The 15,024-nt window shown below is 65.9% G+C and carries 14 protein-coding genes; 4 read left to right on the top strand and 10 right to left on the bottom strand.

From position 1 onward, the window contains the following. Window positions 1-15: 15 nt before the first annotated feature. From IEW98_RS02785 to IEW98_RS02770, 4 genes are all read right to left on the bottom strand, one after another. Window positions 16-534, bottom strand: a complete 519-nt coding sequence (locus IEW98_RS02785) for a type III secretion system chaperone family protein (RefSeq protein ID WP_188761374.1) — start codon at window positions 532-534, stop codon at window positions 16-18. Window positions 535-660: 126 nt separating this feature from the next. Beyond that, on the bottom strand, window positions 661-936 hold the full coding sequence (locus IEW98_RS02780; RefSeq protein ID WP_188761373.1) for an accessory factor UbiK family protein: 276 nt from the start codon (window positions 934-936) through the stop codon (window positions 661-663). A gap of 2 nt (window positions 937-938) precedes the next feature. Next, the gene (locus IEW98_RS02775) at window positions 939-1,475 is read right to left on the bottom strand and encodes a TspO/MBR family protein (protein ID WP_188761372.1); all 537 of its coding nucleotides are present in this window, start codon (window positions 1,473-1,475) and stop codon (window positions 939-941) included. A 13-nt stretch (window positions 1,476-1,488) separates the two neighbouring features. Beyond that, window positions 1,489-2,244 (bottom strand): TlyA family RNA methyltransferase, encoded by a 756-nt coding sequence (locus tag IEW98_RS02770; RefSeq protein WP_243450514.1) that lies wholly within the window; start codon window positions 2,242-2,244, stop codon window positions 1,489-1,491. A 132-nt stretch (window positions 2,245-2,376) separates the two neighbouring features. Here IEW98_RS02770 and IEW98_RS02765 point away from each other — a divergent pair, with 132 nt between their 5' ends. Both IEW98_RS02765 and tgt read left to right on the top strand, forming a co-directional pair. Then, entirely contained in the window at window positions 2,377-2,853 is a 477-nt protein-coding gene (locus IEW98_RS02765) for a GNAT family N-acetyltransferase (protein WP_188761371.1), read from the top strand. Beyond that, on the top strand, window positions 2,850-3,980 hold the full coding sequence (gene tgt, locus IEW98_RS02760) for a tRNA guanosine(34) transglycosylase Tgt (RefSeq protein ID WP_188761370.1): 1,131 nt from the start codon (window positions 2,850-2,852) through the stop codon (window positions 3,978-3,980). The genes IEW98_RS02765 and tgt overlap by 4 nt, the downstream gene beginning before the upstream one ends. A gap of 133 nt (window positions 3,981-4,113) precedes the next feature. Here the strand turns inward: tgt and IEW98_RS02755 are convergent, their stop codons facing one another. The 3 genes from IEW98_RS02755 to IEW98_RS02745 are packed head-to-tail and all read right to left on the bottom strand — an operon-like array spanning window position 4,114 to window position 7,923. After that, window positions 4,114-5,250, bottom strand: coding sequence for an NAD(P)/FAD-dependent oxidoreductase (locus tag IEW98_RS02755; RefSeq protein WP_188761369.1), 1,137 nt, complete (start codon window positions 5,248-5,250; stop codon window positions 4,114-4,116). Window positions 5,251-5,299: 49 nt separating this feature from the next. Then, window positions 5,300-6,286: an alpha/beta fold hydrolase gene (locus tag IEW98_RS02750; RefSeq protein WP_188761368.1), complete on the bottom strand. Its 987-nt coding sequence runs from the start codon at window positions 6,284-6,286 to the stop codon at window positions 5,300-5,302. Continuing rightward, the gene (locus IEW98_RS02745; protein ID WP_188761367.1) at window positions 6,283-7,923 is read right to left on the bottom strand and encodes an MDR family MFS transporter; all 1,641 of its coding nucleotides are present in this window, start codon (window positions 7,921-7,923) and stop codon (window positions 6,283-6,285) included. The genes IEW98_RS02750 and IEW98_RS02745 overlap by 4 nt, the downstream gene beginning before the upstream one ends. 165 nt (window positions 7,924-8,088) lie before the next feature. Here IEW98_RS02745 and IEW98_RS02740 point away from each other — a divergent pair, with 165 nt between their 5' ends. Then, window positions 8,089-8,649, top strand: a complete 561-nt coding sequence (locus IEW98_RS02740) for a helix-hairpin-helix domain-containing protein (protein WP_188761366.1) — start codon at window positions 8,089-8,091, stop codon at window positions 8,647-8,649. Window positions 8,650-8,652: 3 nt separating this feature from the next. Then, window positions 8,653-8,931 carry a hypothetical protein gene (locus IEW98_RS02735; protein ID WP_188761365.1) on the top strand — a complete coding sequence of 93 codons (279 nt, stop codon included), beginning with the start codon at window positions 8,653-8,655 and terminating at the stop codon, window positions 8,929-8,931. A gap of 210 nt (window positions 8,932-9,141) precedes the next feature. Here IEW98_RS02735 and ppdK read toward each other — a convergent pair whose 3' ends face one another. From ppdK to IEW98_RS02720, 3 genes are all read right to left on the bottom strand, one after another. Then, entirely contained in the window at window positions 9,142-11,808 is a 2,667-nt protein-coding gene (ppdK, locus tag IEW98_RS02730) for a pyruvate, phosphate dikinase (RefSeq protein ID WP_188761364.1), read from the bottom strand. A 76-nt stretch (window positions 11,809-11,884) separates the two neighbouring features. Beyond that, complete coding sequence (gene glyS, locus IEW98_RS02725) at window positions 11,885-14,047, bottom strand: glycine--tRNA ligase subunit beta (RefSeq protein ID WP_188761363.1); 2,163 nt, start codon at window positions 14,045-14,047, stop codon at window positions 11,885-11,887. Continuing rightward, window positions 14,044-15,024, bottom strand: a complete 981-nt coding sequence (locus IEW98_RS02720) for a glycine--tRNA ligase subunit alpha (protein ID WP_188761455.1) — start codon at window positions 15,022-15,024, stop codon at window positions 14,044-14,046. Before IEW98_RS02720 ends, glyS begins: the two co-directional genes overlap by 4 nt.

Raw genomic sequence — 15,024 nt, 5'->3', positions numbered from 1 at the left:
ACGTTGCGGCTCCGCTCAAGCTTCGCCCATCGTTTCCAGCAGCGCCGCCGCCATCGCATCCTGCGGCGTCCGGTCGGCAAACATCACCAGCTGGAACACCGGGTAAAACCGCTCGAATTCATCGACAGCCGCCTCGACCAGCACTTCGGCCTGCCCGATCGTCAGATCGGGCTCATGCTCGTCGTCGTCATTGTCGAGCAACGTCGCATGGCGGAACAGCACTGCACTGTCCGACGACCACAGCTCGAAATGCCCCATCCACAATTGCTCGTTGATGAGGCCCAACGTCTCATAGATCGCCATCTTGCGCTCATCGGGCGCGGTCAGGTCGGCGCGCGCGATGATCTGCAGCACGCGCTCCTCCTCGCGCCACAAAGCGCGCAGCTGGTACGTCGCCCAGCCGCCCTTGATCGACGTGCTGATTTCCTCGTCGCCGGACCGCTCGAAAGCCCAGCCATTGGCATCGAAAACATGCTCGAGCATGTCGATGGGCGCGGCAGGCGCAGGCGTGTAATCGATATCGACCAGGCTCATGATTTGCGGCTCATCTTGTGTGCCCCCGGTCCACGACCCCCAAATGTGGTCCCACCCATGGTTGAGCAGAACGCAGCGATTTGGCAAGCAAGCGACTCGGGCAACACACCATTAAAATGTGGATAATCACGCCACTGGGGCATTTTTCGCATTCAGTGCGGCAATTTCGGCACGCAGGATGGCAACCTCGGCCTTGAGCAACTCGGTCGCCTCGCGCGCCGCCGCAGCATTGGCCTTGACCGCCTCGAACTCGTCGCGCTCGACTGCATCGGCACCGCCGACAAACTCGCGCGCCCGGCGCCGCGCATCCTCGTGCACTTCGCGCCCGGCCCCGGCCAGCGTCCCGAACGCCGATGTCACGACCTTGGAAAAGTCTTCGAACAGCTTGTTTTCGGTCTGCATGGTCAGATTCCTATCTGAAATTCGTCGGCCGCCGGATTGAGCACCAGGATGCGGGCATTCAAGGCGAGGGCAAAGCTCAGCCATACAAGATAGGGAAGCATAAGCCACGCCGCCAGTCGCGACACCCGTGCAAACGCAAACGTTGTCACCACCGCGACAACGAGCATCAACGCGATGATCAACAGCGCCGGCAAGATCATGTGAAACCGGAAGAATACCGGCGACCACGCCAGGTTGATGACCATCCCCACCGCGAACAGCCCCAGCGCCAGCCCGCGCCCCGCCGCCGCCTTGTGTCCCCAGACGATCGCCGCCGCCACCCCAAGCAGCGTGTACAGGATGCTCCAGGCAATCCCGAAAACCGGCCCCGGCGGCTGCAACGCCGGCAGCGCCAGCGTCTGGAACCAGCCATTGTCCTCGGTCGACCCGGCAAAGCGCGCCGACAATCCCCCCAGCACCAGCAGCAAGGGCGCCAGGACGATCGCCGCCCGCCATTGCGAGCCGCGGCTCGCAACCGGGTAAGACTGGGTAATGTCCATCAACGACCGCTCCCTAGCCGATTGTGCCGTCCCGTAAAAGCCGTTCGCCCCCCAGCAAAAATTCGATATTCCCTTCCGGCCCGGTAATCGGGCTCTGCACCAGCCCCGTCACCCGCCACCCCGGTTGCGCCGCCAGCCACGCCGCCGCCTCGTCACACACCCGCTGGTGCACCACCGGATCGCGCACCACGCCGCCCTTGCCGACTTCGCCGCGCCCCGCCTCGAACTGCGGCTTGACCAGCGCCAGCAACCGCGCCGCCGGGGCCGCAAACTCGAGGGGCTGCTGCAAAACCTTCGCCATGCCAATAAAACTCGCATCGCAAACGATTAGGTCCACCGCCTCCGGCACATGGTCCGCCGTCAGCAACCGCGCGCTCAACTGCTCGAGCACCACGACCCGCGGATCCTGCCGCAATTTCCACGCCAGCTGGTTCGTCCCCGAATCCACCGCATAGACCCGCACCGCCCCGCGCGTCAGCAACACATCGGTAAAGCCCCCCGTCGACGACCCGACATCCATCGCCGTCACGCCCCCCACGTCCCACCCGAACGCATCGAGTACATGCGCCAGCTTGACCCCGCCGCGCGACACCCAGGGATGGTCCCGCCCGCGCACCTCGAGCACGACATCCGCTGCCAGCATCTCGCCCGCCTTGGCGACCTTGCGCTCGCCGGCAAACACCACGCCCGCCAGGATCAACGCCTGCGCCCGTGTCCGGCTCTCCGCCAGCCCACGCTCCGCCAACATCTGGTCAACCCGCTGCTTCATCCGCCGCAACTACCCCCCCTTCCCCTCCCCCTCAAGGGGGGAGGCGACTCGCCCCTTGGCGAGCGGGTGGGGGTGGTCCACCGCGCCAAATGAAACCCTGTAATTTCCGAAAGCACGCGCTAAACCCCCACCATGCAAATCCGAGAATTCCGGCACGGGGACATGGGCCCCATCGTCACCGCCCAATGCCGCTATTACAGCGCCGCCCATGACTGGCACGGCAACATGGAACAGCTCCTCCTCGAGGTCACCGCCAACTTCCTCAAATCCCATATCCCCGGTCGCAGCAAGTGCTGGATCGCTGAGCAGGACGACCAGATCCTCGGCTCGATCTTCTGCGTCGATGCCGGCGACAGTATCGCCCAGCTCCGCCTGCTCTACCTCGATCCCGCCGCCCGCGGCCACGGCCTCGGCACCAAACTCATCGCCGAATGCGTGAATTTCGCCCGCGCCGCCGGCTACCGCGAGCTCATGCTCTGGACCCACGCCGTCCTCCTCCCCGCCCGCCGCCTTTACGCCGCCGCCGGCTTTGTCATCACCGCCACCGCCGACCACGACGAATTCGGCCGCACCGAACCCGGCGAAACCTGGACGTTACACCTCAAATGACCCGCTTCGCCTTCCAGATCCACGCCGTCGACGGCGCCGCCCGCACCGGCGAAATCGCCATGCAACGCGGCACCATCCGCACCCCTGCGTTCATGCCGGTCGGCACCGCCGCCACCGTCAAGGGCCTGCGCCCCGCCGAAGTCCGTGGCCTTGGCGCCGACATCATCCTCGGCAACACCTACCACCTCATGCTCCGCCCCGGCGCCGAGCGCGTCGCCCGCCTCGGCGGCCTCCATCATTTCATGGGCTGGGACCGCCCGATCCTCACCGACAGCGGCGGCTACCAGGTCATGAGCCTCGCCAGCCTGACCAAACGCTCCGAGGACGGCGTCGCCTTCGCCAGCCACCTCGACGGCAGCCGGCATTTGCTCACCCCCGAGCGCTCGATCGAGATCCAGCGCCTGCTCGGCTCCGATATCGTCATGGCCTTCGACGAGCTCATCGCCCTCCCGGCCCCGCGCGAAGCCATGGAAGCCGCCATGCAGCGCTCGATGCGCTGGGCCGCACGAAGCCGCACCGCCTTCGACAGCGCCCCCGAACACGCCAGCCGCGCCGCCTTGTTCGGCATCCAGCAAGGCGGCCTCGACGAACGCCTGCGCGCCGAAAGCGCCGCCGCGCTGCAGAACATCGGCTTCGACGGCTATGCCATCGGCGGCCTCGCCGTCGGCGAAGGCCAGCCCGCCATGTTTGGCGTCCTCGACTACGCCACCGCGCAATTGCCGGTAACCGCCCCGCGCTACCTGATGGGCGTCGGCAAGCCCGACGACATCGTCGGCGCCGTCGTCCGCGGCGTCGACATGTTCGACTGCGTCCTGCCCACCCGCTCGGGCCGCAATGCCCAGGCCTTCACCCATGACGGCCCGCTCAACCTGCGCAACGCCCGTCACGCCGAGGACCAGGCCCCCCTCGACCACGACTGCCCCTGCCCGGTCTGCACAGGCCCCGCCGCCGTCAGCCGCGCCTATCTCCACCACCTCGTGAAATCGAAGGAAATGCTCGGCGCCATGCTGATGACCGAGCACAACATCGGCTTCTACCAGCACCTCTTGGCCAGCCTCCGCGCCGCCATAACCGACCACCGCCTCGCCAGCTTCGCCGACACCTTCCTCACGCGTTACAAAAACTAACCACACAGTTACTTTATTTGCATAAGCTCGAACGTCAGAGCAGGCAGCCCCTTCTGCCCCTCTCCCGCTTGCGGGAGAGGCGAGAGACGCGCCCTTCGCGCGGCTCGGGTGAGGGCTCTGACCCGTCCCCAACTCACCCCAACCCACCCCGCCCCGCCAGATAATCCCCCGCCGCCACAACCCCCTCTTCCCCCAGCAACAACCCCGCACACAAATCGCCCGCCGCCGGCGCCGTCTGGATCCCGAATCCCCCCTGCCCCGCACACCAGAAAAACCCCTCCACCGCGCCATCCCAGCCAAACACCGGCAGACGGTCTCGCGCAAACGTCCGCAATCCCGCCCAGCTCGTCTCCAGCCTGACCACTTTCGACACGCACGCCTGCTCGAACCGGTCGATCACCACCGCCACGTCGATCTCGTCGGGCCGCACGTCGTGCGCCACATCGGGGATCTCGTCATGCGGCGACAGCCACAACCGCCCGCCATCCGGCTTGAAGTAAAACCGCCCCGCGGCATCCATCACCACCGGCAAATCCGCCGGCGGCTCGGGCTCGATCCGCAGCACCGCCATCGTCCGCCGCAGCGGCTGCAACCCGCGCGGCCGCGCTCCCGCCAGCGCCGCCACGCCATCCGCCCAAGCCCCCGCCGCATTGACGACAATCCCCGCCTCGATTGGACCGGCCTTCGTCTCCAGCCGCCATTCACCGCCCACCCGCGCCATCGCCGTCACCTCGGCGTCGGCCATCACCAGCGGCTTCCAGTCCCCCACCCCGCGCAAATAGCCCTGGTGGAGCGCCGCCACATCGATATCGTGGCAATCGGGCTCCAATATCCCGCGCGTCCGCCATTCTGGCCGCATCATGGCCCCCGCCGGCGACGCCAGCACCTCATCCGCATCCAGCCAGCGATACTCGACCCCGCCGATATCGAACTCCGCCGCCACCGCCGCCAACGCGCCGTCTGCCCCGAAATCCGCATCGTCGGGCGGCGCCAGATGCAGCGCAGGCCGCACCGACAACAGCGGCCGCGCCGCAAACCCGTGCGGCGGCGTCATGAAAAACGCCCGCGACGCCCGGCTCAGCGGCACGATCCCCGGCCCGCCATAACTCTCCACCCAGAACGCCGCCGACCGCCCGGTGGTGTGGTATCCCGGCTGCGACTCCATCTCGCAGATCGCCACCGTCAACCGCCCGCCAGACCGCCGCCCCAGCGACCAGGCAAGGCTGGCCCCGGCAATCCCGGCCCCGACAATCACCACATCGAAACGCATGTCTAACCCTCTACCACCGGGGACAGGGTGACCAGGCTCAATCCAGCAATCACACACCCGTCTCCAAAAACCGCATCACCCGTCCCAACACCATCCCCCGCACCGCATCGACCTCGCGCAACAGTTCATGCCCCGCCCGCGCCACCTCCTCGAGCCGCGCATAAGGCATCGCCCCCTGCACCCGCCGCGTCACCGCATTGTCGACCAGCCCGTCATGCTCGGGGATCATCACCAGCATCGGCGTCGTGATCCGTTCCAGCATCGGCCGCCGGTCGGCCCCTTCGCCCGTCCCCCGCGCCTCTGGCGGCGGCGACAATATCCACGCCAGCGAGCGCAGCGCCGCATCGAGCCAGCCATAGGTGACGCTGCCCAGCGCCAGCGCCGGGTTCTGCCCCACCCACCACGCCTCGTCGAGATACCGCTCCGCATCGCTCGTCAGCAGCCGCTGCCGAATCGACCCCGCCGTCCCCGCTACATAGGGTCCGCCGCCCGGCACAAATTGCCCGCCGCGCCCGAGCACGACCATCAGCCGCGCCAGCCGCCCCGCCATCGCCGGCCCCAGCGGCGGTGCCCGCACCCCCAGCATCGGCGCCAGCAACACCGCCCGCTCGAACTCGCTGTTTTCGCCCGCCAGGTGCCGCTGCAGCAAATGCCCGCCCATCGAATGCGCCACCGCGAACCACGGCCTTGGCAAGACCGCGTGAAACCAGCCGATCAGCTCGTCCAGGTCGTCCGCCCAGACCTCGAAGCCGTCGCTATGCCCCTTCATCACCGTATCGCCGATCCGCCCCGACAGTCCCTGCCCGCGCCAGTCGAAGGTCGCCACGCCCCACCCGGCATCGACCAGGTCGTGCAGCGTCTCGCAATATTTCTCGAAAAAATCGCCGCGCCCGGTCAGCAGCAAGATCGACCCGGGCCCGTCCTTCACCGCCTCCCAGACCGCCGTCCGCACCATCCAGCCATCGCGCATCGCCCGCATTTCCACGCGTCCGCCCGCCGGCAGCGTCCGCCGCCGGGCAAGCGTATTGCCGCTCATGCCTCCATCAACGGCGGGTTCTCGCGCCCCCGCAGCAGCAGTCCCGGCACCACCAGCGTCACCAGGAACGCCAGCACCATCACCCCCAGCGCGACCGGGAACAGCGCCTCGATCGACCCGGCAAAACTTGCCTGCAAACCAGCCTTGGCCGCCGCCGCCACCTTGGGATCGGCATCACCCCGCGCCGCGAGCGCCGCCGCCAGCGCCCGGTCGTCCATCGCCAGCGTCTGCGCCTCGGAAAGCCCGATGCTCGCCCCCGCCGCCGTCAGTTGCGGCACCTGCCGCGGCAGTTCGGCGGACAGATTATACGTCAGCAACGCCCCGAACACCGCGACGCCGACAGTCGCCCCGATCTGCCGGAAAAACTGCGCCGACGCCGTCGCCACCCCGACCCGGCCATGGTCGACCGCACTCTGGATCGCCAGCGAGAACATCCCCTGCGCCGGCCCCAGCCCCAACCCGAGCACCAGCAGGTTGATGGTCAGCAGATATTGCGGCTGCCCGGCGCTAGTCCGCGTCAACGCCGCCATCGCCAGCAACGCCAGCGCGCCTCCCCAGACGATCACCGGCTTGTACTGCTGGGTACGCCGCGCCACCTGCCCCGCCACCATCGATCCGACCAGCACCCCGCCGAGCAGCGGCAGCATGGCGATACCACTCTCGCTCGCCGACATGCCGCGCACGATCTGCAGGTACAAAGGCAAGAACATCGGCACGCCCATATACCCCAGATTGACCAGAAACAGCGCCAGATTGCCCCGCGCCACCACCTTGTCACGAAACAGGTCGAGCGGCACCACGGCCCAGCTCTTGCCGATCGAAACCTTCAGGAACAACGCGAACGCCGCCAGGCCACCGATGACGTTCAGCACGATCCGGGTCTGCCCCCAACCGCCGCCCTCGCCGCCCCAGCCCAGTGCCAGCAGCAGCGGCACGAACGTCGCCACGATCAGCGCGCTCCCTACCCAGTCGACCCGCGCATCATGGCTTTTCGATCCATGCGGCAACCGTGTCAGCAAGATCCACAGCGCAAACCCGCCCAGCGGCAGGTTCACATAGAAAATGAACCGCCACCCTGAAACCTGGTGCCCCAGCACCATCGTCGTCGCATGGTCGGTCAGGAAGCCGCCGAGCACCGGCCCGGCCAGCCCCGCCAGCCCGAACATCGCGCCGAACCAGCCACTATACTTGCCGCGCTCGGCCGGCGGCGCCAGATCGGCGACCGTCGCGAACGCCCCCGTCGCCAGCGCCCCGGCCCCCAGCCCCTGGACCGCGCGAAACACGATCAACTGGTTCATCCCGTCCCCGAGCAGCGGCAGCGGCCCAAACTCGCCCGCCAGCCCGCACAGCATCGACCCGCCGAGAAATACCAGCACCCCGAACACCAGCACCGGCCGCCGGCCATGAATATCGCCCAGCTTGCCATAGATCGGCACCGTTACCGTCGAGCTCAGCAGATACGCCGTCCCCACCCAGGCAATCCGGTCGAGCCCCTGCAACTCGGCGACAATCCGCGGCATCGCCGTCGCGACGATCGTCTGGTCGAGCGCCGACAGGAACAGCACGATCAGCACCGCCGCGAGCGCGACACGGCGCTCGCTCGTCGAATATTGATGCGGGATCGTCTGCGCGGTCATGTCCTGCCCGCCGATAGCCCGCCAATTTCCCGCGGTCGAGGGCGAACCATCCCGCGATATCCCCGAAAACACCCGGGCAACGATCCTGCACGGTGCGCGTTCACCCCGCGACCGCTTGCAATCCCCCCACTGGCCGGGGCAAGAGGTCACAGGGGAGATTTCGAAATGACCTACGCCGTCGACATGCAACTCGTCGTCATCGCCGTCGCCGCGCTCATTCTCGGCGTGCTGATCGGCCTGGCCCTGCGCAGCGGCCTGAAGCGCCGGGTCGCCGTCCTCGGTGAACGCAACAACGGCCTGCTCCGCGAACGCGACACCGCCATCGCCGAACGCGAACGCCTCGCCGTCGACCTCAAGGCCCGCGAAGCCCAGATCCGGCCCCTGTCCGACGAAGTCGACAAGCTCCGCCGCGACTTCGCCCGCCAGCGCACCGCTCCCGAAGGCTCTGTAATCACGGATCAAACCCGCACCGTAAACCCGCTTGACCTGTCGCAGCTGAAGGGCGTCGGTCCCAAGTTCGCCGACCGGCTCAAGGCATCCGGCATCGATCGCATCGACCAGATCGCCGGCTGGAGCGGCGCCGACGTCCAGGTCATCGACGGCCAGATGGGCAATTTCCGCGGCCGCATCGAAGGCGACCGCCTCGTCGAACAGGCCAAGCTGCTCACCGAGGGCCGTTACACCGAATATGAAACCCTGTTCGGCAAACTCGGCACGAACATCTGAAGCATGACAGCGAAGCTCATAACCGGCTTCGCCCTCACCTTCATCCTTGCCTACGCCGCCTTTCGCTATGAAAAACAAGCCCTTCTCGCCAAACTCGGCGCCGAGGTCGCAACCATCATGCTCGCCAACAACGTCCCCGACGGCGCCGCGCACTGGAACGACGCCAACAACCGCCCCACCCGCACCGCGCAGCTGAGCGGCACCGCCACCCCCGCCATGCGCGCCAAAATCATCGCCGAACTCGCCAACCACCCCGGCATCTACCGAGCCACCTGGCCCTGATGCTCTGGCTTTTCACCGAAATCTGGCTCTGGATCCTAGCCGCCTTCATCCTCGGCCTCCTGATAGGCCGCTGGACCAGAAAATAACCCTCTTCTTCCCCCCTCCCTCTTCAGGGAGGGGTCGGGGGAGGGTCCTTCCTTCCTGCTCCCCTCCCTTCTTCAAGGGAGGGGCCGGGGGTGGGTGCGTCTGCAACCCAACACGCCAAACAGACTACCCCTTCGCCCTCAGCGCCGCCTGCGCCGCAGCCAACCGCGCAATCGGCACCCGATAAGGCGAACAACTAACATAATCCAACCCAAGCTTCTCGCAGAACGCGATACTCCCCGGATCCCCCCCATGCTCGCCGCAAATCCCCAGCTTCAACCCCGACCGCGCCTTCCGCCCCCGCTCCACAGCAATCTCGACAAGTTCCCCAACCCCTTCCTCATCGATCCCCACAAACGGATCCCGCGGATAAATCCCCATATCCACATACGTCGTCAAAAACCGCGCCGCATCATCCCGGCTGATCCCCAGCGCCGTCTGCGTCAAATCATTCGTTCCGAAGCTGAAAAACTCAGCGAATTCAGCAATGTCCCCCGCCCGCAGCGCCGCGCGCGGCAGCTCGATCATCGTCCCCACCATATATTCCAGCGTCCGCCCGGTCTCGGCAAACACCTGCTGCGCCTCGAAATCGATCGCCGCCTTGGTAATCTCGAGCTCGCGCGCCGTCGCCACCAGCGGCACCATCACCTCGGGCACCACCGCCTCGCCGGTATCCTTCGCCACCGCGACCGCGGCCTCGAAGATCGCCCGCGCCTGCATCGCATAGATTTCAGGATAGGTGATGCCCAGCCGGCAACCGCGATGCCCCAGCATCGGATTGAATTCATGCAACTCCCCGATCCGCCGACGCACCGTCGCCACCGTCAGGCCGGTCGCCGCCGCCACATCGGCAAACCCCGCCTCGTCATGCGGCAAAAACTCGTGCAGCGGCGGATCAAGCAACCGAATCGTCACCGGCATCCCCGCCATCTCGCGGAAAATCCCCTCGAAATCGGCCCGCTGCTCGGGCAGCAACTCTGCCAGCGCCGAAGCCCGCCCCTTGCCGTCCTCGGCCAAAATCATCCGCCTCACCGACGTAATCCGCGACGGCTCGAAGAACATATGCTCGGTCCGGCACAGCCCGATCCCCTCGGCGCCAAAGCCCCGCGCCGTCCGGCAATCCGCCGGCGTCTCGGCATTGGTGCGCACCTTCAATCGCCGATGCTTGTCGGCCCATTCCATCAACACCCCGAAATCGCCCGCCAATTCGGGCTCGATCGTCGCCACTTCACCCAGCATGACCTCGCCGGTCGCCCCATCGAGCGTGATCCGGTCGCCCTCGGCCACCGTCCGCCCGCCGACGCTCATCACCCGCGCCTTCAGATCGATCGCCAGGCTCCCCGCCCCCGACACGCACGGCCGCCCCATGCCGCGCGCCACGACCGCCGCATGGCTCGTCATCCCGCCGCGCGCCGTCAGAATGCCCTTGGCCGCATGCATGCCATGGATATCCTCGGGCGACGTCTCGGTGCGTACCAAAATAACCGCCTCGCCCAATTTGGCGCGCGCCTCCGCCGTATCGCTATCGAACACCACCGCCCCCGAAGCCGCCCCAGGCGACGCCGGCAACCCGCGCGCAATCACATCGCGCTTCGCCTTTGGATCGAGCGTCGGATGCAACAACTGGTCGAGCGCCCCCGCCTCCACCCGCAGCACCGCCTCGGCCTCGGTAATCAGCCCCTCGCTGGCCATATCGACCGCAATCTTTAACGCTGCCTTCGCCGTCCGCTTGCCGGCGCGCGTCTGCAGCATCCACAACCGCGAATCCTCGACGGTAAATTCGATATCCTGCATGTCGCGATAATGCGTCTCGAGCAGCGCAAACACCGCCGCCAGCTCGCCGAAAACCTGCGGCATCGCCTCTTCCATCGAAGCCGCCTTCGCCCCGGCCCGCTCCCGTGCGGCGCGCGTGAGGTACTGCGGCGTCCGAATCCCCGCCACGACATCCTCGCCCTGCGCGTTGATCAGATATTCGCCGTACGTCACCCGCTCGCCGTTCGCCGGATCACGCGTGAACGCCACCCCCGTCGCCGACGTGTCGCCGCGATTGCCGAACACCATCGCCTGCACCGTGACCGCGGTGCCCCAGCTTTCCGGAATATCGTTCAATCGCCGATAAGTCCGCGCCCGGTCCGACCGCCAAGACCCGAACACCGCACCGATCGCACCCCACAATTGCTCGTGCGGGCCTTGCGGAAACTCATCCCCCCAATGCTGCGCGACCAGCCCCTTGTAGCGCTTCACCAGCCCCTGCAGATCCTCCGCCGACAGCTCGGTATCGAGCGAAACCCCGCGATCTTCCTTCAGGATCTCAAGCGCATCCTCGAACAGATAATGATCGAGCCCAAGCACCACATCGGCATACATCTGGATAAACCGCCGATAGCTGTCCCAGGCAAACCGCGGATTCCCCGAAGCCGCCGCCAACCCAACCACAGTCGCATCGTTCAGCCCCAAATTCAGGACCGTATCCATCATCCCCGGCATCGAGACCCGCGCCCCCGACCGCACCGACACCAGCAACGGATCGCTCGCATCGCCGAAACCCTTGCCGGTAATTGCCTCGACCGCCGCCAGCGCCTCGAGCGTCTCGGCCTTGATCGCCTCGGGCAATTTCCCGCCGGCGTCATAATAAGCCGCACAAACCGGCGTCGATATCGTCAGCCCCGGCGGCACCGGCAACCCAATGCCCGCCATCTCGGCCAGATTGGCCCCCTTGCCCCCCAAAAGCGTCTTCTGCGAAGCATCGCCATCCGCCGACCCGCCACCGAACCGAAACACAGACTTGGTCATCAAAAGCTCCACGTTACCCTCTCGCCCTGCGGGAGAGGGCGAGAGACGCCAAAGGCGGCCCGGGGTGAGGGGTAAATCACCCCTCGATCTTGGAAAAATCCGCCACGCTATTCGCCGCACCACGCAAACGCGCCAACAACCCCAACCGGTTCAACCGCACCGCCGGATCAGGCGCATTAACGATAACCCCCTCGAAAAACGCGTCCACTGCCGGTCGCAGACCTGCGAGCGCAGCCATCGCGGCAGCAAAGTCTTCGCGTTCGACAGCTGCAGCAATCTCCGGCACCGATCCATCAAGCGCGACAGAGAGCGCCCGTTCCGCATCTTCGCTCAACAGGTTCACGTCCGTTGCGCCATCAAAAACCAGCCTATCCTTGCCCTCCTCGATGCGCAGGATACTCGCGGCGCGCTTAACCCCGGCAAGGAGGTTGGTACCGTTCTTTGTTGCAAGAACGGCTTGCAGCGCACGGACACGAGCCAAAAGGCGAACCAGATCATCCTCGCCACCGAGGGCAAATACCGCGTCGATCAAATCGTTACGCATGCCCAATTCACGTTGCTGAACCTTAAGCCGGTCAGCAAAAAACGCTCCGAGCTTCTCCTCAATCCGGCCGTCGAAGACCTTCACGAAACTGTCCAGGTCGTCGCCGACAGTCTGGAGCAGAACTGTTTCCATACGAAAGCGCAGCCCGTTCCGAACAATCGATGCAATAACTCCCAAAGCGGCTCTGCGAATAGCAAAAGGGTCTTTGGATCCCGTTGGAGCTTCGTTGATGAGAAAAAAGGCCGCAATGGTATCCAGCTTGTCCGCCAAAGCCACCGCCACACTTAACGGAGCCGTCGGAACATCATCCCCCTGCCCCACCGGCTTGTAATGATCCCGAATAGCATCCGCGACCGCCGCATCCTCGCCCGACACCCGCGCCAGATACGCGCCGGCAACCCCCTGCACCTCGGGAAACTCGCCAACTGTCGCCGAAACCAGGTCAACCTTGCACAACAAAGCCGCTCGCTCCGCCAGATCGGCCAACCCGCTACCCTCTCCCCTTGATGGAGAGGGCGACTCGCCGCCTTCGGCGAGCGGGGAGAGGGGAGCCTTCCCATCGGCGGAAGAAACAGCCCCACTCTCAACCAACCACCGCGCCAGCTTCGCAACTCGCGCGACCTTGTCCGCAACAGTCCCCAATTTCTCATGAAAAACGATATCGCTCAACTTCGGCGCAAAAACCTCCAGCCCCCCGGCCAAAACAGCCGCAACATCCTGGTCCCAAAAAAACTTAGCATCCGCCAACCGGGCACTCAGCACCCGCTCGTTCCCGGCAATAATCGCGCCGCCGCCATCACTCGCGACCAAATTCGCCGTGCAAACAAACGCCGGAGCCAATTCCCCGCCCGCATCCACGCAAGCAAAATACTTCTGGTTCGTCCGCATCGTCAGCTGGATCACCTCGCGCGGCACCGCCAAAAACGCCGGATCGAAAGCCCCCAACATCGGCACCGGCCACTCCGTCAGCCCGGCATTCTCCGCCACCAGTCCCGCATCCGGAACCACGCTCAAGCCCTCAGCCGCAGCAGCCTCCGTCGCCCCGGCCTCGATCAACCCGCGCCGCTCCGCCGACGACACAACCACCTTCTCCGCCAGCAACTGCGCCGCATAGGTCCCGGCGCTCTCCACCGAAACCGCCCCGCCCATGATCCGGTGCCCGCGCGTCTCACGCCCGGCCACAACCCCATGCGCCTCACAAGCCACAACGTCGCCGTCGAGCAACGCCACGATCCCCGTCAACGGCCGCACCCAGCGCACCGTCCCCGCGCCCCAACGCATCGATTTCGGCCACTGGAAATCCCGCACGATCGCCGGCACCAGCTCCGCCAGAATCGCCGCCGCCGACCGCCCAGGACTGGCAATATGCGCAAACAGCACCACGCCCTTGGGCGTAACCCGTTCTTCCAACTGATCCCGCGTCAACCCGACGCCGCGCAAGAACCCCGCAATCGCGCCCTCGGGCGCCGAAGCCGATGGCCCCTTGCGCTCCTCGCTCGACGCCGCACTGGCCTCCGCCACATCCTCGGCAATCAACCACAGCCGCCGCGGCGTCGCATCCGCCACCACAGCCCCATGCGCCAACCCGGCCGCCTTCAATCCATCGACAAACCGCGTCCGCAACTGCTCGGCCGCAGCCGCCTGCATCCGCGCCGGAATTTCCTCCGAAGCCAGCTCAAGCAAAAACGCGCTCACTTCCCCTCCCCCTCAAGGGGGGAGGCGAAAGACGGCCCCTTGGCCGGCCCGGGTGGGGGTGTCGCAACACCAAACGAAGCCACCCAGATATCCGCCACAGCCTTAACCAAATCCCGCACCCGCCCGATATAAGCCTGCCGCTCAGCCACGGAAATCACGCCCCGCGCATTCAACAAGTTAAAGATATGGCTAGCCTTGATCGCCTGGTCATACGCCGGCAACGGCAGCCCTACCCCCACCAACGCCCGGCATTCCTCGCTCACATCTTTGAAATGCTGGAACAACCGCTCGGTGTTGGCGTGCTCGAAATTATACGCCGAAAACTGCTGTTCCTGCTTCAAGAACACATCGCCATACGAAACGCCGGCATCGTTATACCGGAGGTCGTAAACACTCTCGACCCCCTGCACATACATCGCCAGCCGCTCCAGCCCATAGGTCAGCTCACCCGCCACCGGCGCACAATCATGCCCCGCAACCTGCTGGAAATAGGTGAACTGCGTCACCTCCATGCCATCGCACCAGACTTCCCAGCCCAGCCCCCAGGCCCCCAAGGTCGGCGATTCCCAATCATCCTCGACGAACCGAATGTCATGCACCCGGCGATCGATCCCGATCGCATCGAGCGACCCCAGATAAAGGTCGATCAGATCCGCCGGCGAAGGCTTCAAGATCACCTGAAACTGGTAATAATGCTGCAGCCGGTTCGGGTTTTCCCCATACCGCCCATCGCTCGGCCGCCGGCTCGGCTGCACGAACGCCGCATTCCATGTGTCGGGACCCAACGCGCGCAGCGTCGTCGCCGGGTGGAACGTCCCCGCTCCCATTTCCATGTCGTACGGCTGCAATATCGCGCAACCCTTGTCGCCCCAGTACCCCTGGAGCGTAAGGATGATGTCCTGGAAAGAAAGCGACGTCAGCGGAAAAGCCCTTCGCAGGTGCAAAATACTGCCCCGCGTGTAGCGGCGCGACCGCAT

The sequence above is a fragment of the Sandarakinorhabdus glacialis genome (assembly GCF_014643455.1).
GTDB classification, from domain to species: domain Bacteria; phylum Pseudomonadota; class Alphaproteobacteria; order Sphingomonadales; family Sphingomonadaceae; genus Sandarakinorhabdus; species Sandarakinorhabdus glacialis.
This window is presented reverse-complemented; position numbering and strand designations above follow the sequence as displayed.